Annotated in this window: 6 protein-coding genes; 3 read left to right on the forward strand and 3 right to left on the reverse strand. The window is 48.2% G+C overall.

The window, feature by feature from the left end:
- Positions 1-22 precede the first annotated feature (22 nt).
- Complete coding sequence (locus PATL_RS13590; protein ID WP_011573729.1) at positions 23-979, forward strand: IS110-like element IS492 family transposase; 957 nt, start codon at positions 23-25, stop codon at positions 977-979.
- A 31-nt stretch (positions 980-1,010) separates the two neighbouring features.
- On the opposite strand, the gene PATL_RS13595 is transcribed toward PATL_RS13590, so the two are convergent.
- Complete coding sequence (locus tag PATL_RS13595; protein WP_011575429.1) at positions 1,011-1,853, reverse strand: DUF4393 domain-containing protein; 843 nt, start codon at positions 1,851-1,853, stop codon at positions 1,011-1,013.
- Positions 1,854-2,692: 839 nt separating this feature from the next.
- Entirely contained in the window at positions 2,693-3,193 is a 501-nt protein-coding gene (locus PATL_RS13600) for a lactoylglutathione lyase family protein (RefSeq protein WP_011575430.1), read from the reverse strand.
- A gap of 162 nt (positions 3,194-3,355) precedes the next feature.
- Between PATL_RS13600 and PATL_RS13605 the strand changes: the two genes are divergently transcribed.
- Together PATL_RS13605 and PATL_RS13610 are read left to right on the forward strand one after the other, a co-directional pair.
- The gene (locus PATL_RS13605) at positions 3,356-4,237 is read left to right on the forward strand and encodes a LysR family transcriptional regulator (RefSeq protein ID WP_011575431.1); all 882 of its coding nucleotides are present in this window, start codon (positions 3,356-3,358) and stop codon (positions 4,235-4,237) included.
- 92 nt (positions 4,238-4,329) lie between these two features.
- Positions 4,330-5,601, forward strand: coding sequence for an endo-1,4-beta-xylanase (locus tag PATL_RS13610; protein ID WP_011575432.1), 1,272 nt, complete (start codon positions 4,330-4,332; stop codon positions 5,599-5,601).
- Positions 5,602-5,651: 50 nt separating this feature from the next.
- Here PATL_RS13610 and PATL_RS13615 read toward each other — a convergent pair whose 3' ends face one another.
- Positions 5,652-19,721, reverse strand: a complete 14,070-nt coding sequence (locus PATL_RS13615) for an Ig-like domain-containing protein (RefSeq protein WP_011575433.1) — start codon at positions 19,719-19,721, stop codon at positions 5,652-5,654.
- Positions 19,722-19,960 lie beyond the last annotated feature (239 nt).

The following is a 19,960-nucleotide window of genomic DNA, read 5'->3' on the forward strand; positions in this document are numbered from 1 at the left end:
TGCAAGCAAGAGTTAGCTTATTATGAATCCAAAAACAAATCAAAGCGTTAACGTCGGTGTCGATACGGGCAAGTTTCAATTGGATATTTATATCCGCCCTCACGATATTTATTTCACTGTTTCTAACGATGAAAAGGGTATCAAAGAAGCCATTAAAAAAATCCAACAGCATTCGCCTGGGCGTATCGTCATTGAAGCAACTGGCCGATTAGAAATGCCGTTTATTATCGCGTGTGCAAATGCTAATTTACCCTTCGTTGTCGCCAATCCCATTCACATTAAACGCTTTGCTGGGGCGATAGGTCAGCGAGCTAAAACAGACAAACTAGATGCTCAATTGATTGCTCATTATGGTGAAGCTATTCAGCCTAAGTTATCTCAACTAAAACCAGATACTATGCAGGCTATGAGTGATTTAGTTGCAAGGCGAAATCAATTGCTCGTCATGCAAACAATGGAAAAAAACCGCCTGCAAATTCTACCAAAAGAACTCGCCATGACCATCAAACCTATTCTCACTGCCTTTAAGAATCAGATAACCAAAATCGAGAATAAAATTGTCGCGCTCATTGAATCTTGTCCTGATTATCAAGCGAAGAATTGCATCTTACAGAGCATGAAAGGAATAGGAAAAATAGCCTCCGCTTCCATCATCAGTAACCTGCCAGAGTTAGGTTACATGACCAACAAACAAGCCTCTGCGTTAGTCGGTGTGGCTCCCATGAATCGAGAAAGTGGGCGCTATAAAGGGTTGCGGAAAATCCAAGGTGGCAGACATCAAGTCAGAACCGTTTTGTACATGGCGATGATGTCAGCGATACAAAGTAACCCCGTATTTAAGGAAACATATCAACGATTAGTCGCAGCAGGAAAGCCTAAGAAAGTGGCTATTATTGCGTGCATTAGAAAGATGGTTGTTATCTTAAATTCAATGCTCAGAGACGGGGTCATGTGGGAAGCGCCGAAGACTACAAATTAGCTATTGACGCCATAGTCTCTTGTTAGAGAGCTTATTTGCTATTGTTTCGGTGATCTTTTACACAGGCATGTATAAACTGCCGACCTAACCCGGTCAATTTGATTGTTTTTTTATCTACACCAAACGTCCGGCCTTCTAATTGATCAATATAACTCTTATGCGCCATAACAAAAGGATGTTCTTCAAGGTGTTTATAAATATTTTCACCTATAAGGGTATAAGTATCTGGGATTTCTATTATCCCTAATCTACATAGATTATCTAGATAGTTTGGGATAACGTTATGATCTTCTATACCTGTTCTTTCACCTAACACTGAAAAGTGTCTAAATTGATCTCTTCCACCAGAATTATCTGCTAGCATGTTTTTTACTGTGATAATCGGCTCTTGTTCAACAGTTAAGAATGCTGTTAATAATTTTGCTTCGTCAGCAGAAAGCTGTTTTATAATTTCAACAAAGCACGGATGTGCTTCTTTAGTAGTTGCTGCATCCATCGATGACGCTAACAGGTTTGCATATAATTCTCTTAACTCCTCGATACTACCTGTGTATTTTAGCGACTCTAAAGTCGGTCCTGCCACATGAGGTGGTGGAGTTATAATATTTTCTTCAGGTGTATTTTGAAGCTTTTCTGCTACTTTGTTATCAACAAAGTCTTTTATATGATCATAACCCCAAATTAATGCCGATACTGGCGCTAAAGCAACATTCACCGTTTTAGCGACTGTTCCTAAGGCTTTCCCTATTTCTTGTGCTGCTGGTTGCAAAGCGTCTTGATATATTGGAATAGCCTTAACAAGGCCAGTAGTTGCGTTAATAGTACCTTCAACATTGCTTTCTGCTTTACCTGAATTTTCGACTTCGACTGTCACAATTTACTCCTTACCCTTGAATGCTCTCTAACGCTTCAATAATACGTGTAGCTAGTTTGGCGGTTTTATTGTGTTGTTTGCAATAGAAAATGACAAACAAGTGGAATCGTATTTATTGACTTGTTCTCTGGCAGACAGACCTTAGTCGTTTTGGCTGCGAAGATTGGGAAATTCGCAAAAATGGTACTTGAGAGGGAGTTCATTACCTTAAGCTTAGTTAGAGGTCTGTATGGAAATTAACGCGTATTTCAACAGCCTCATAACTAAGCTTAAGGGTTGAAGAACAGTATAGTCCCGTCAAGTCTCCTTGCTAGATTTTATTGTCCTTAAAACAGCGTCAAATATACTGTTTATTTATACAGTAAAATATTCTATATGGACTATAATATCTAGGTTTACCTCTTCCCAATTCCAAGAGAACAATTTAATAAGGCGCAACTTGCGCGTTTTTCTGCCGACGCATCGCTCACTTTTATACTTCAGCTAGTAATACCAAACTAACTATCATATTGCTACATAAAGGAAAACTGGCGATCTGGATAAAATAATAAGAATAAAAACGAGCGATTGGGTCGTTTTCCTGAATATATGGGAAAGCCCTTTAACTTGTATATCTAAACAGGGGTTTACGCCTTAATAATCAAAAATATTTTAGTCAGCTATTTTACTGAATGCAGAAGGGTAGAATCAGTCGAGGGACTCCTGATCGCTCATTGACGTCAGTCAACTTTTTTAGTGCCAATGACCGCTTTACGTACAGAGCTGGCAGATTGTGTTAAGACTTATTCAATTAATGCTGGCACCCGCGTTAGCCGGTGCCAGCATTAATTTGACCGCTGTTAGTATGCGCCGGCCGAGTAAGTTAGTTCGTAGCTGTGGCTGTAGATCTCTAAGATATTGCCGAACGGGTCTTCCATGTAGATCATGCGATAAGGCTTCTCGCCTGGGTAGTAATAACGCGGTTTTTCCATGCGCTTTTTACCACCTGCTGCGACAATGGCTTCTGCTAACTCTTCAAGATTTGGATCTTGAACGCAGAAATGGAACACGCCGGTTTTCCAATATTCAAAGTTATCTGCTGGATCTTGTTGATTCGCAAACTCAAAGATCTCAACGCCTATTCTGTCGCCCGTGGACAAATGCGCGATTTTAAATTTCTTCCAGTTAGCACCGAATACATCAGTACACATTTCACCTATCGGACTGTCATCTTCAACAATAACAGTGGGTTTCATAATTAAGTACCAACCAAGAACCTGGGTGCAAAACGCTACTGCTTTTTCAACATCTGGCACCGAAATACCAATGTGAGAGAAGGTACGTGGATATGGGGTCGTCATAGTATTACTCCTAGGAGATGATGTTAATTCAATCCGGCGCAAAGCAATAATGCTTACTCGCCGCGGTTTAATTGATGGCTTATCAACCAAGTGACGCCACTGTACTCCCCATGTTAAAGTATGAAAAATTATGATTTAAAATTAATATAAGTACATTTTGTAATGATAAATCCTGTTTGGTTAAAGACCTTTTGTACTCTTGCGGATATTGGGCACTTCACAAAAACGGCAGAGACGTTATTTATGACGCAGTCAGGGGTAAGCCAACAAATTAAAAAACTGGAAGAACAATTGGCCACTGCACTGCTGATCCGCGAGGGCAAGTCATTTACGTTAACGGATGCAGGCATGCGACTGCATGCGGATGGGCTTAAATTATTGCAAGCGGCGGTGCTACTTGAACAAAACGTGAAGCAAGACGAACCCTTTGTTGGACAAGTGCGTATTGCCACACCTGGCAGTGTGGGACTGACCGTTTACCCTTTTTTATTAGATATTCAGGCTCTACATCCCGACCTGTACATCAACCACGCTTTCTCACCGAATAAAAGCATCGAGCGGGATATAGGGCTACGCCTATTTGATTTGGGTGTGATGACACAACCGAGCACCTCAGCTGACGTAATCACCGAAGCAATAGCCCAAGAAGCACTGGTTTTAGTCACCTCAAATGAGATAGAAACCCTCACTTGGCAGACACTGCAGCGCTTAGGCTATATTGGCCATCCCGACGGCCATCAACATTGCCAAGCACTGTTACAAGCCAATTTTAGCCAGTTCGAGCACCCGTCTCAATTTCAAGAGAAGGGCTTTTCAAACCAAATTAGTTTAATACTCGAACCTGTCAGCCGCGGGTTTGGCTTCAGCGTGTTACCCCTGCATGCTGCACGGGCTTTTCACGCTCAAGAACGTATACGCATTCACAACCTTAAAGCCCCCGTGAACGAGACATTGTACTTATGCCGTCATACTCATGTTGGGCAAAGTAAACGGGCGCGCTTTATCGCACAGCAAATAAAGTTATTGCTTAAGCCTAAGCAATAAATAACGCCTGATGTATAGCAAAAAACATAATCGTCAGAATGCTCGCCTAGCGGCATCATGTTCAAATTAACAAATTAATAACAGGAATCGTTATGTTAAGAAAGTTCATGCTAAGAGGGCGTTTGAGGAAAGAATTGATACTCAAGTTAAACCTGCTTAAACCCAACATGCTAACGATGAAACCTTGCTTGTTGGCACTCGCGTTAGCGGCGACATCCACTGTAAGCCAGGTAGCTACAGCCGTGAGCTCAAATGACTCAGCCTTGAGCCTTAAAAATGAGGCAGTGAATCCTAAAAACGAGGCTGTGAGCCAAACAAAAAGTCTGAAAGCCCATTTCAGTAAACAGTTTTTAGTGGGCAGTGCTATTAACGCACAGCAAGCTAAACGCACCGAACAAGACACTGATGCCTTAATCATCACCCAATTTAATACGATTACCCCTGAAAACGAATTAAAGTGGGAGCGCATTCATCCAAAGCCTGATGCCTATGACTTCTCTCTGTCCGATGAGTACGTGGATTTCGGCTTAGCCAATAATATGTTCATTATAGGGCACACGTTGGTTTGGCACAGCCAAACACCGGATTGGGTATTTGAAGACGTACAAGGTGAGTTGTTAACGAGAGAGGCGTTGTTAGCTCGCATGAAAGAGCACATTCACACCGTTGTGAGTCGCTACAAAGGCAAAATCAAAGGCTGGGACGTGGTCAATGAAGCGCTCAATGAAGATGGTAGCCTGCGGGATTCTAAGTGGCGGCAGATTATTGGCGATGACTTCATTGAAAAAGCCTTTACCTATGCCCACGCTGCAGATCCAGATGCTAAATTGTATTACAACGATTACAACTTATATAAACCAGAAAAAAGTGCCGGTGCAGCAAAACTAATCAAGTCATTACAAGACAAAGGGATCCCTGTTCACGGTGTCGGCTTGCAAGGCCACTACTCGTTAACGCACCCTGCCTTAAATGAATTAGACGATGCGTTAACGCTGTTTGCTTCCTTGGGGATTGAATCCATGATCACCGAGTTAGATGTATCCGTATTACCCTTTCCCAGTGAAGCTGAACAAGGGGCAGATATCAGCCAAGATTTATCCTTGAACAAAGCCTTAAATCCCTATCCTGATGGGTTACCAGAAGCGCAGCAGGACGCATTAAGTGCTCGATACAAGGAGATATTTTCGGTATTTCTAACGCACCAAGACACGCTAACACGCGTTACGTTTTGGGGCGTGAATGATGCCCACAGTTGGCGTAACAACTGGCCAATGCGCGGGCGCACCGATTACCCATTACTGTTTGATCGAAACAGTGAAATTAAGCCCGCCTATCGTGCTGTCATGACACTAACTATTGACTGAAATACAAACCGCCTCACATATCGCCATAGGTGAGGCGGTTGCAGTCGTTTTTACGCCTCTACCGTTAAACTATTGTTTTGCACTAAGCTTTTCAGAAGCTCTTGATCGGCAAAAGACACGCTGAGTGTATCTGTTGCCGGCTCAGATGCTGCACTAGATTCGGCATTTTTCATCACACTAACCACCTCCGCATCTTCAGGGGTGGTGAAAAGCTCATCAGCAGGATCCGTTATGAGATCAGCAATATCCAGTGTTACCTCGGCACTTTCGTCGTTCACCTCTGATACATTATCTGTGCTTTGAGCCCCTATCTCTGTATTGCTTTCTTCTATCGCGAAGGACAGGTTAATTTTATCCTCATCGTCTAGGGCAAAATTAAGCGTTTCCTCTTCTGCAACGGGATCAACTGCTGTTTTGGCTGAGGGGGCGCTAGGCGCAGCTAGAAGTCCGTCGAGCAAGCTATATGTATTAACAGCACTCGTCGTGTTGCCTGATATATCAGTCACACTGCCTTCAATATTAAGTAAATCTGGCAATAGTCCTATTTCGACTAATACACTAAACCCGCCACCTGCCTGCACTACTGCTTGCGTATCAATGGTAACTAAGCCTAAAGCGCTTATATTGATCGACACTATAGTACCTGCAGGCTCAGAACTACTCCCAGTTAACGTATAGGTTCCAGCAAGTACGTTAAACAGACTAAAATCATCAAAGGTTAAGGTCGGTGCTGTAATATCAATTAGCCCTTGAGATGCTTCTGTACTCTGATTACCTGCTGCATCAGTGACACTCAAGGCTATATCAATATCTCCTTCAATAACTTGTGCTAAGGCAAGCGGCACAGCAACTGAAATTAGGCCTCCATCTAATACAGTGGACGTTAATATATGATCAGTACCACCTTCATCTGTTAGCGTGAGTGAAACTAAAGACCCGGCAGGTTCATTACAGGTACCCGTAATCACCGGCAGCCCTAAGTTCACGTCAATCTCACCAAGTTTATCCAAAGTGACCAATGGCGCAGTTAAATCAATCGGTACCGTGGCATTAACGATGGTTTCGTTACCCGCGATATCCGTGATACTCACAACCGCAGAGGCATCCCCCTCTGCCACGGTGATAGGCACAGCGACAGTAAACAGCCCACCAATTCCCACCGTAGCGGTTAAGGTGTGATCAATGCCCACGAAGTCAGTTAGCGTCACGCGCACTTCTGTGCCCTGTGGCTCACTACAGGTGCCCGTGATAACAGGTAGCCCTAAGTTCAGATCGATGTCACCGAGTTTATCTAAGGTGACTAACGGGGCGGTTAAATCGATTGGTACGGTGGCATTGACGATGGTTTCGTTGCCCGCGATGTCTGTAATGCTAACAACCGCAGAGGCATCCCCTTCGGCTACCGTCACAGGTATCGCAACGGTGAACAAACCACCAATTCCCACCGTTGCAGTTAAGACATGCTCATCCCCCACGAAGTCAGTTAGCGTCACGCGCACTTCTGTACCTTGTGGCTCACTACAGGACCCTGTAATCACAGGTAGCCCTAAGTTCAGATCGATGTCACCGAGTTTATCCAATGTGACCAATGGCGCAGTTAAATCAATCGGTACCGTGGCATTAACGATGGTTTCGTTACCTGCGATGTCCGTAATGCTAACAACCGCAGAGGCATCCCCCTCTGCCACGGTGATAGGCACAACAACAGTAAACAGCCCACCAATTCCCACCGTAGCGGTTAAGGTGTGATCAATGCCCACGAAGTCAGTTAGCGTCACGCGCACTTCTGTGCCCTGTGGCTCACTACAGGTGCCCGTGATAACAGGTAGCCCTAAGTTCAGATCGATGTCACCGAGTTTATCTAAGGAGACTAACGGGGCGGTTAAATCAATCGGTACGGTGGCATTGACGATGGTTTCGTTGCCCGCGATATCCGTGATACTCACGACCGCTGAGGCATCCCCTTCTGCCACGGTGATAGGCACAGCGACAGTAAACAAACCGCCAATTCCCACCGTAGCGGTTAAGACATGCTCATCCCCCACGAAGTCAGTTAGCGTCACGCGCACTTCAGTACCTTGAGGCTCACTACAGGACCCTGTAATCACAGGTAGCCCTAAGTTCAGATCGATGTCACCGAGTTTATCCAAAGTGACCAATGGCGCAGTTAAATCAATCGGTACCGTGGCATTAACGATGGTTTCGTTGCCCGCGATATCCGTGATACTCACAACCGCTGAGGCATCCCCTTCTGCCACGGTGATAGGCACAGCGACAGTAAACAAACCGCCAATTCCCACCGTAGCGGTTAAGACATGCTCATCCCCCACGAAGTCAGTTAGCGTCACGCGCACTTCAGTACCTTGAGGCTCACTACAGGACCCTGTAATCACAGGTAGCCCTAAGTTCAGATCGATGTCACCGAGTTTATCCAAAGTGACCAATGGCGCAGTTAAATCAATCGGTACCGTGGCATTAACGATGGTTTCGTTGCCCGCGATATCCGTGATACTCACAACCGCTGAGGCATCCCCTTCTGCCACGGTGATAGGCACAGCGACAGTAAACAAACCGCCAATTCCCACCGTAGCGGTTAAGACATGCTCATCCCCCACGAAGTCAGTTAGCGTCACGCGCACTTCTGTACCTTGTGGCTCACTGCAGGACCCTGTAATCACCGGCAACCCTAGGTTCACATCGATATCACCCAGTTTATCTAAAGTGACTAACGGCGCGGTTAAATCGATTGGTACCGTGGCATTAACGATGGTTTCGTTGCCAGCGATGTCCGTGATACTCACAACCGCAGAGGCATCCCCTTCGGCTACCGTCACAGGTATCGCAACGGTGAACAAACCACCAATTCCCACCGTGGCGGTTAAGACATGCTCATCCCCCACGAAGTCAGTTAGCGTCACGCGCACTTCAGTACCTTGAGGCTCACTACAGGTACCTGTAATCACAGGTAGCCCTAAGTTCAGATCGATGTCACCGAGTTTATCCAAAGTGATCAATGGCGCAGTTAAATCAATCGGTACCGTGGCATTAACGATGGTTTCGTTGCCCGCGATATCTGTAATGCTAACGACCGCAGAGGCATCCCCTTCGGCTACCGTCACAGGTATCGCAACGGTGAACAAACCGCCTACCCCCACCGTAGCAGTTAAGACATGCTCATCCCCCACGAAGTCAGTTAGCGTCACGCGCACTTCTGTGCCTTGTGGCTCACTGCATGACCCTGTAATCACCGGCAACCCTAGGTTCAGATCGATATCACCGAGTTTATCCAAAGTGACCAATGGCGCAGTTAAATCAATCGGTACCGTGGCATTCACGATGGTTTCGTTGCCCGCGATATCCGTGATACTCACGACCGCTGAGGCATCCCCTTCGGCTACCGTTAATGGCACAGCAACAGTAAACAGACCACCAATTCCCACCGTAGCGGTTAAGGTGTGATCATCCCCCACGAAGTCGGTTAGCGTCACGCGCACTTCAGTACCTTGTGGCTCACTACAGGTGCCCGTGATAACAGGAAGCCCTAAGTTCAGATCGATGTCACCGAGTTTATCTAATGTGACCAATGGCGCAGTTAAATCAATCGGTACCGTGGCATTAACGATGGTTTCGTTACCCGCGATGTCCGTGATACTCACAACCGCAGAGGCATCCCCTTCTGCGATTGTTGCTGGGATTAGCACAGTAAACAAGCCACCGACGCCAACGGTTGTGGTTAAATTAAATTCATTAGCGGCAGAATCCGTTAGGGTGACGCTGATAATAGTCCCAACAGGCTCCGAACATGTACCGGTGATTGAAGGCAGATTTGCATTGGCATCAATACTACCTAATGACTCTAACGTAATCACCGGCGCAGTCAGATCAATCGGTATCGTCGCATTTAGGATAGTCTCATTTCCTGCTAAGTCCGTAACGCTGACTACAGCTGTTGCATCCCCGTCAGCAACGGTGACAGGAATAGCAACCGTAAATAATCCATTGGCATCTACTTGTGCAGACAAAATGAATTCAACGTTATTAGAATCAGTCACAACCACTGAAACGATCGTACCTTGAGGCTCAGAGCAAGTACCAGAGATAATAGGAAAACCAGATTCCACCTCACCAACAACTGTTAAATCGATAATCGGATCAGCAGTATCCACACTGCCGTTATCGCTGGCTGTGGCAGAATTACCCGCGGCATCTGTGATGCTCGCTTCGGCCGTGTAAGCACCGTCGGCTAAATCACTGGGCACATCCACGCTGTAGGTGCCATTGGCTTGCACTGTGGCGCTAAGGGTTTGCTCTACCCCATTGGCATCCTTAATGAGGATGGAGACCGTGGTATTCTGTGGCGCGTTGGTGATGCCAGTAATCGTTGGCGTCGCATCATTGCTGTTATCGGGCGCATCCACTGTCAGGGTGGGCGCGACCGTGTCGACACTGCCTGTATCATTGGCTGAGGCAGGGTTACCCGCTGCATCCGCTACCGCTGCTTCAACCGTATAAGCGCCTTCTTCCAGTGCACTGGGCACATCTACATGGAAACTGCCATCAGGTTGAACTGTCGCCGTGAGGGTTTGTACCACTGTGTCACTGCCCGTCACCGTGATAGTCACCGTTGACCCTACAGGGGCATTGGTATTACCCGCAATCGTCGGGGTGGCGTCATTGCTGTTATCGGGGGCATCTACCGTAATCGTCGGCGCAACAGTATCCACACTGCCTGTGTCTGTTTCGGTTGTGCTGTTGCCTGCGGTATCTGTGATAGTCGCTTCAACTGTGTAAGTACCTTGAGCTAAATCACTGGGCACATCCACGCTGTAGGTGCCATTGGCTTGTACGGGGGCGCTCAATGTTTGCACTACATTATTGCTGCCCGTCACAGTAATACTCACAGTGGCATTTTCTGGCGCATTTGTGGTGCCCGTAATCGTTGGCGTGGCGTCATTGCTGTTATCGGGCGCGTCCACTGTCAGAGTGGGCGCTACCGTGTCCACACTGCCTGTGTCTGTTTCTGTGGTGCTATTGCCTGCCGCGTCGGCTACTGTCACATCAACGGTGTAAGCACCGTCGGCTAAATCACTGGGCACATCCACGCTGTAGGTGCCATTGGCAAGCACCGTGGCACTCACCGTTTGCTCGACACCATTGGCACCGGTGATAAGGATGGAGACCGTGGCATTTTCTGGCGCGTTCGTCGTGCCGGTAATGGTCGGCGTGGCATCACTGCTGTTATCGGGCGCATCCACTGTCAGGGTCGGCGCGACCGTGTCCACACTGCCTGTATCGGTTTGTGTGGTGCTATTGCCTGCTGCGTCAGCCACTGTCACATCAACAGTGTAAGCACCTTCGGCTAAATCACTGGGCACGTCTACATGGAAACTGCCATCAGGTTGTACTGTCGCCGTGAGATTTTGTACCACTGTGTCGCTGCTCGTCACCGTGATAGTCACTGTTGACCCTACTGGCGCATTAGTATTACCCGCAATGGTCGGCGTGGCATCACTGCTGTTATCGGGGGCACCCACTGTCAATGTAGGCGCGACCGTGTCTACACTGCCTGTGTCGCTTTCTGTTGTGCTGTTGCCTGCGGTATCTGTGATGGTCGCTTCAGCCGTGTAAGCTCCTTCGGCTAAATCATTGGGCACATCAACACTATAGGTGCCATTGGCTTGCACGGTAGCGCTCAATGTTTGCACTACATTATCGCTGCCCGTCACGGTAATACTCACCGTGGCATTTTCTGGCGCGTTGGTATTGCCGGTAATCGTTGGCGTGGCGTCATCGCTGTTATCGGGCGCATCTACCGTTAACGTGGGTGCTTGAGTGTCAACACTGCCGGTGTCGCTGGCTGTGGCAGGATTACCAGCGGCATCTGTGATGCTCGCTTCGGCCGTGTAAGCACCATCGGCTAAATCACTCGGTACATCCACGCTGTAGGTGCCATTGGCTTGCACTGTGGCGCTCAAGGTTTGCACCACATTATTGCTGCCCGTCACAGTAATATTCACCGTGGTATTTTCTGGCGCGTTCGTCATGCCGGTAATGGTCGGCGTGGCATCATTGCTGTTATCGGGCGCATCCACTGTCAGGGTCGGCGCGACGGTGTCCACACTGCCTGTATCGGTTTGTGTGGTGCTATTGCCTGCTTCGTCAGCCACTGTCACATCAACGGTGTAAGCACCTTCAGCTAAATCACTGGGCACGTCTACATAGAAACTGCCATCAGGTTGAACTGTCGCCGTGAGGGTTTGTACCACTGTGTCACTGCCCGTCACCGTGATAGTCACCGTTGACCCTACTGGCGCATCGGTATTCCCTGCAATGGTCGGGGTGGCGTCACTGCTGTTATCGGGGGCATCTACCGTAATCGTCGGCGCAACAGTATCCACACTGCCTGTGTCTGTTTCGGTTGTGCTGTTGCCTGCGGTATCTGTGATGGTCGCTTCAACTGTGTAAGCACCTTCAGCTAAATCACTCGGCACATCCACGCTGTAGCTACCATTGGCTTGTACGGTGGCACTGATGGTTTGCACCACATTATCACTGCCCGTCACCGTGATATTCACTGTGGAATTCACTGGCTCGTTAGTATTGCCGGTAATAGTCGGGGTGGCGTCATTGCTGTTATCCGGTGCATCCACTGTCAGGGTGGGCGCGACTGTGTCCACACTGCCTGTATCGCTTTCGGTTGTGCTGTTGCCTGCCGTATCTGTAATGCTCGCTTCGGCCATGTAAGCACCGTCGGCTAAATCACTGGGCACATCCACGCTGTAGGTGCCATTGGCTTGCACGGTGGCGCTGAGGGTTTGCTCTACTCCATTGGCATCCGTGATGAGAATGGAGACCGTGGCATTTTCTGGCGCGTTCGTCGTGCCGGTAATGGTCGGCGTGGCATCATTGCTGTTATCGGGCGCATCCACTGTCAGGGTCGGCGCGACGGTGTCCACACTGCCTGTATCGGTTTGTGTGGTGCTATTGCCTGCCGCGTCGGTCGCGGTCGCAGAGACACTATATGCCCCTTGCCCTAACTCAACGGGCACCTCAACGGAGTAACTGCCATTCGCTAGAACCGTTGCAGAAAGATTTTGAACTGCACCTTGGCTGTCTGTCACGGTGATAGTGACTGTCGAGCCTGGCGCTACGTTAGTTGAACCGCTAATTAATGGCGTTGTGTCATCAGCCCCAGAAGGAATAATCAAAGATAACGTTGGATCAATAGTATCAATATTTCCAGAGTCAGTTGCACTCGCTACATTGCCATTGCCATCATCTACCGTGGCGGTTACCGAGTAGTTTCCATCAGCTAAGACTCCAGGCACATCTATAGAAAAACTACCATTTGATTGAACGACAGTAGAAAGGTTTTGAGTAGCTCCTTGACTATCTGTCACGGTAATAAGCACTGTTGAGCCATCCAATGAGGCATCAGTTGTACCATTCAAGGTGGGCGTATCGTCATTCGTGTTTGCTGGTAAAGATAGCGTTAAACTCGGGATCGTAGAGTCAATAGAACCGCTATCAACAGCGGTTGTAGAGTTGGTCGCGGCATCGACAACGGTTGCACTCACCGTGAAATTACCATCCGCCATCACGCCAGGCACGTCGGCTGAAAAGTGTCCGTCAGGCTGCACTGTCGCATTGAATGTTTGGGAAATATTATTGCTATCAGTCACCGTGATGCTCACATTTAGACCAGGATTTGCATCGGTGCTGCCATTGATCGTTGGCGTTGTGTCGTTAGTATTATCAGGGGCATTAATGATCAAGGTTGGGGGGAATGTATCAACACTACCCGCTTGAGAAACACTTATTTCATTCCCTGCACTATCAGAAATAGCAGCTGTGACGGTATACGTACCTTCAGCTAAATCACTCGGTACATCCACACTGTAGGTGCCATTGGCAAGTACCGTGGCACTCACCGTTTGCTCGACACCATTGGCACCGGTGATGAGAATGGAGACCGTGGAATTCACTGGCGCGTTCGTCGTGCCGGTAATGGTCGGCGTGGCATCATTGCTGTTATCGGGCGCATCCACTGTCAGGGTCGGCGCGACGGTGTCCACACTGCCTGTATCGGTTTGTGTGGTGCTATTGCCTGCTTCGTCAGCCACTGTCACATCAACGGTGTAAGCACCTTCAGCTAAATCACTGGGCACGTCTACATAGAAACTGCCATCAGGTTGTACTGTCGCCGTGAGGGTTTGTACCACTGTGTCACTGCCCGTCACCGTGATAGTCACTGTTGACCCTACTGGCGCATTGGTATTACCCGCAATCGTCGGGGTGGCATCATTGCTGTTATCGGGGGCATCTACCGTAATCGTCGGCGCAACAGTATCCACACTGCCTGTGTCTGTTTCGGTTGTGCTGTTGCCTGCGGTATCTGTGATGGTCGCTTCAACTGTGTAAGCACCTTCAGCTAAATCACTCGGCACATCCACGCTGTAGCTACCATTGGCTTGTACGGTGGCACTGATGGTTTGCACCACATTATCACTGCCCGTCACCGTGATATTCACTGTGGAATTCACTGGCTCGTTAGTATTGCCGGTAATAGTCGGGGTGGCGTCATTGCTGTTATCCGGTGCATCCACTGTCAGGGTGGGCGCGACTGTGTCCACACTGCCTGTATCGCTTTCGGTTGTGCTGTTGCCTGCCGTATCTGTAATGCTCGCTTCGGCCATGTAAGCACCGTCGGCTAAATCACTGGGCACATCCACGCTGTAGGTGCCATTGGCTTGCACGGTGGCGCTGAGGGTTTGCTCTACTCCATTGGCATCCGTGATGAGAATGGAGACCGTGGCATTTTCTGGCGCGTTCGTCGTGCCGGTAATGGTCGGCGTGGCATCATTGCTGTTATCGGGCGCATCCACTGTCAGGGTCGGCGCGACGGTGTCCACACTGCCTGTATCGGTTTGTGTGGTGCTATTGCCTGCTGCGTCAGCCACTGTCACATCAACGGTGTAAGCACCTTCGGCTAAATCACTGGGCACGTCTACATGGAAACTGCCATCATGTTGAACTGTCGCCGTGAGGGTTTGTACCACTGTGTCACTGCCCGTCACCGTGATAGTCACCGTTGACCCTACTGGCGCATCGGTATTCCCTGCAATGGTCGGGGTGGCGTCACTGCTGTTATCGGGGGCATCTACCGTAATCGTCGGCGCAACAGTATCCACACTGCCTGTGTCTGTTTCGGTTGTGCTGTTGCCTGCGGTATCTGTGATAGTCGCTTCAACTGTGTAAACACCTTCAGCTAAATCACTCGGCACATCAACACTATAGGTACCATTGGCTTGTACGGGGGCGCTCAATGTTTGCACTACATTATTGCTGCCCGTCACAGTGATACTCACAGTGGCATTTTCTGGCGCATTTGTGGTGCCCGTAATCGTTGGCGTCGCGTCATCGCTGTTATCGGGCGCATCCACTGTCAGGGTGGGCGCGACCGTGTCTACACTACCGGTGTCGCTGGCTGTGGCAGGATTACCAGCGGCATCTGTGATGCTCGCTTCGGCCATGTAAGCACCGTCGGCTAAATCACTCGGCACATCCACGCTGTAGGTGCCATTAGCAAGTACCGCGGCACTCACCGTTTGCTCGACACCATTGGCATCCGTGATGAGGATGGAGACCGTGGTATTCTGTGGCGCGTTGGTGATGCCAGTAATCGTTGGCGTCGCATCATTGCTGTTATCGGGCGCATCCACTGTCAGGGTGGGCGCGACGGTGTCCACACTGCCTGTATCGCTTTCGGTTGTGCTATTGCCTGCCGCGTCAGCCACTGTCACATCAACGGTGTAAGCACCTTCAGCTAAATCACTGGGCACGTCTACATGGAAACTGCCATCAGGTTGAACTGTCGCCGTGAGGGTTTGTACCACTGTGTCACTGCCCGTCACCGTGATAGTCACTGTTGACCCTACTGGCGCATTGGTATTCCCTGCAATCGTCGGCGTGGCATCACTGCTGTTATAGGGGGCATCCACTGTGAGTGTGGGCGCGACCGTGTCGACACTGCCTGTGTCGGTAATACTTGCTTGGTTTCCAGCTTGATCGCTAACATTTGCTTCAACGCTGAAAACGCCCTCAGCTAACACGCCACTTACCTCGATTGTGAAAGAACCATCATTAAGCACTAAGGTATCTACTACTTGAACGTTACCTGCGCTATCAGTTACGGTTATCTGAACAGAGGAGCCTTCCGGTGCATTCGTCGAGCCTGAGATAATGGGAGTTGTATCTGCGCTATTGTCCGGAGCGTCTAAAATCAAATTTGGATATAGAGTATCCACATTACCGCTATCATTTGCACTAGCGTCATTACCTGCGGCGTCCGTGATACTCGCTTCAACGGTAAAGTCCCCCTCTGATAAAGCGTTAGGCACATTCACGCTGTAGGTGCCATTGGCTTGCACTGTGGCGCTGAGGGTTTGCACTACTCCATTGGCATCCGTAATGAGGATGGATACCGTGGCATTTTGTGGCGCGTTTGTGGTGCCTGTGATCGTTGGCGTCGCATCATTACTATTATCAGGCGCATCCACGGTTAAAACCGGTGCTGTGGTATCTATGTTGCCAGTATCATTTGCATTCGCCTCGTTGCCAGCGGCATCGGCTACCGTCGCGGCAACAGTGTAATCACCTTCAGCTAAATCATTGGGTACATCAACACTATAGGTACCGTTTGCTTGCACAGTCGCACTCAATGTTTGTACTGCACCATCGTTACCGGTGACACTAAGATTGACAACTGAATTGGCCGGTACATCGGTTGTGCCTGTGATCGTTGGCGTGGCATCATTGCTATTAGCTGGCACATCCACGGTTACAATTGGTGCTGTGGTATCTATGTTGCCAGTATCATTTGCATTCGCCTCGTTGCCAGCGGCATCGGTTACCGTCGCAGCAACAGTGTAATCACCCTCAGCTAAATCATTGAGAACATCAACACTATAGGTACCGTTTGCTTGCACAGTCGCACTCAATGTTTGCACCGTACCATCGCTGCCTGTAACAGTAAGCTCAACGACTGAATTGGGCGGTGCATCTGTTGTTCCAGTGATCGTTGGCGTTACATCATTGCTATTTTCAGGCGCATCCACCGTCAGCGTTGGTGCTGTTGTATCAATAGTGCCAGTTGCTGATACTTGGGCCTGATTTCCTAAACCGTCATCAACTGTTACAGAAACATTATAAGTGCCATCTTCTAATATCACTGGCACTTCAACGCTGTAGCTCCCATCAACTTGTACACTTGTATTGAGGGTCTGAATAACGCCGTTGCTGTCAGTGATAGTGATATTAACCGACGAACCAACAGGCGCGTCCGTTGTTCCACTTATTATGGGGGTTCCATCATTACCACTAGGTAACTCGTTTACGCTCAGATTAGGTAGGGCGCTATTCACTTCCCCACTTGCTGTAACATTGGTTGTGTTACCTGCATCATCTTCTACAGACACGTTCAATGTGAACGCCCCGTCTGCTAATGGCGTGTCGATTTCAACACTAAAACTCCCATCTACTTGCACCAACGCTATGAGTGACTGTGTCGCGCCATTGCTATCAGTAACTTCAATCTTGACTTCAGTACCTAGAGGAGTATCTGTCGTTCCGGAAATGATCGGGGTATTATCGTTAGAGATATCTGGCGCATCCACCGTTAAAACCGGTGCTGTGGTATCTATGTTGCCAGTATCATTTGCATTCGCCTCGTTACCAGCGGCATCGGCTACGGTCGCAGCAACAGTATAATCACCCTCAGCTAAATCATTGGGAACATCAACACTATAGGTACCGCTTGCTTGCACAGTCGCACTCAATATTTGCACTGCACCATCGCTGCCAGTCACAGTAAGATTGACAACTAAATTGGCCGGTACATCGGTTGTTCCTGTGATCGTTGGCGTGGCGTCATTGCTATTATCAGGCGCATCCACGGTTAGAACCGGTGCTGTGGTATCTATGTTGCCAGTATCATTTGCATTCGCCTCGTTGCCAGTAGCATCGGCTACGCTCGCGGCAACAGTGTAATCACCTTCAGCTAAATCATTGGGAACATCAACACTATAGGTACCGTTTGCTTGCACAGTCGCACTCAATATTTGCACTGCACCATCACTGCCTGTAACAGTAAGCTCAACGATCGAACTGGCCGGTACATCGGTTGTTCCTGTGAGCGTTGGCGTCGCATCATTACTATTATCAGGCGCATCCACGGTTAAAACCGGTGCTGTGGTATCTATGTTGCCTGTTGAGGTAACAGATGTGGTATTGCCGGCTTGGTCGGTAATTTGCGTGACAAGCGTAAACTCTCCTTCTGCTAAAGCATTGGCTGGACTGCCAGAATAGGTGCCATCCTCTTGCACCACGGCATTGATGACTTGGCTGTCACCGTTAGCATCGGTCACCGTGATGGTGACCTCACTGCCTGGCTCAGCGTTGCTGGTACCGGTCAATAACGGTGTATCGCTGTTACTGCTTGGGTTGGTTGTATCTGTCACCGAAGGTGCTGTGGTATCTACGCTACCTGTTGATGTTACAGATGTGGTATTGCCGGCTTGGTCGGTAATTTGCGTGACAAGCGTAAACTCTCCCTCTGCTAAAGCATTGGCTGGACTGCCAGAATAGGTGCCATCCGCTTGCACCACGGCATTGATGACTTGGCTGTCACCGTTAGCATCGGTCACCGTGATGGTGACCTCACTGCCTGGCTCAGCGTTGCTGGTACCGGTCAATAACGGTGTATCGCTGTTACTGCTTGGGTTGGTTGTATCTGTCACCGAAGGTGCTGTGGTATCTACGCTACCTGTTGATGTTACAGATGTGGTATTGCCGGCTTGGTCGGTAATTTGCGTGACAAGCGTAAACTCTCCTTCTGCTAAAGCATTGGCTGGACTGCCAGAATAGGTGCCATCCTCTTGCACCACGGCATTGATGACTTGGCTGTCACCGTTAGCATCCGTCACCGTGATGATGACCTCACTGCCTGGCTCAGCGTTGCTGGTCCCGGTCAATAACGGTGTATCGCTGTTACTGCTTGGGTTGGTTGTATCTGTCACCGAAGGTGCAGCGGTGTCCACGTTACCTGTTGATGTTACAGATGTGGTATTACCGGCACTATCTGTAACTTCGGTGACGACTGCAAAGTCTCCTTCTGTTAATGGTGTCACTAGCGTGCCATTAAAACTTCCGTTGTCTTGTACAATCGCATTGATCACTTCGATGTTACCGTTGGCGTCAGTGACCGTGATAGTCACTTGCGTACCCGGCAAAGTGTCCGTCTGACCTGAAACAGTTGGCGTATTTGAATCATCACTGATGGCTATATTATCGATAATTGGAGGAGTAACATCGACAGCAGAATTAACGGAAACCGTTGTAGTATTACCTTGATCATCGGTAATACTTGCATCGACTGTAAACGTACCTTCCGATAAAGTACCATCGACATTAACCGTAAATGTACCATCGTCTTGCACCACACTTGTTAAGTTTTGAGCATTCCCATTTTGATCTGTGACCACCACTTGGACAAGCGTGCCCTCGGGCGCTGACGTTGTTCCGGTGAAGGTTGGAGTAGCATCATTAATTTCATCAGGTAGGTCGAATTCAATATCAAAATCTGCTGCAAGTACCCCTTGAGTGTCTAATTCAGTGGTTTCAATAACGGCTTGGTTATATTCAAATTCGATGGGATCAATCTCTTCCGATATTCGGTCGACACGCACGAATGTTGAACCGTCACCACTTTCACCACCTGAATCGGACCCAGCAGCTGTAGATTCTAATGAATCAAGCAGGTCACCATCCCCATCAAGTAAGGCTAAAAAATCTTCATCAATGTCTATTTGAGATTCTTCATCGGATTGAATATTTTGTTCAGGCGCAAGATCGGTTCCAATAAACACATCAATACTATTATCAAGAACGATACTCTGCCCATTGGCTCTTAAAACGACTTGGCCCCCATCAAAAGATAAAATGGTATCACCAATACTGACAATTTCACCTTCTGAAACAAAACGAATATCACCCTTTTCGTCTATTACGGTAATTGAATCATCACCATCAATACGTTCTACGATATATTCAATATCAGCCATAAAAACCTCAAAATATTAAACAAAGACTTTGATAGAGTTTAGTTAAAAAATGAACTTCGTCTATCCGTCCAGAGTGGTTTCAACTTATGAATATACAACTTAAGCTCAGGATATTTCTTATTTTTTTAATTTAAAATTTTCATCTTGCTAATTTTCAATTTCCGACTACCGTTAGAAAATATTTAAATAAAATCTCATATAAAAAAGCATTGAAAAACAATTTTTCACATAAGGATTTT

The sequence above is a fragment of the Paraglaciecola sp. T6c genome (assembly GCF_000014225.1).
Lineage (GTDB): Bacteria > Pseudomonadota > Gammaproteobacteria > Enterobacterales > Alteromonadaceae > Paraglaciecola > Paraglaciecola atlantica_A.

Coding starts and splice junctions, on each gene's coding strand:
- PATL_RS13600 (WP_011575430.1), bottom strand. CDS start 3,193: ATGACGACCCCATATCCACGTACCTTCTCTCACATTGGTATTTCGGTG.
- PATL_RS13615 (WP_011575433.1), bottom strand. CDS start 19,721: ATGGCTGATATTGAATATATCGTAGAACGTATTGATGGTGATGATTCA.
- PATL_RS13610 (WP_011575432.1), top strand. CDS start 4,330: ATGTTAAGAAAGTTCATGCTAAGAGGGCGTTTGAGGAAAGAATTGATA.
- PATL_RS13605 (WP_011575431.1), top strand. CDS start 3,356: ATGATAAATCCTGTTTGGTTAAAGACCTTTTGTACTCTTGCGGATATT.
- PATL_RS13590 (WP_011573729.1), top strand. CDS start 23: ATGAATCCAAAAACAAATCAAAGCGTTAACGTCGGTGTCGATACGGGC.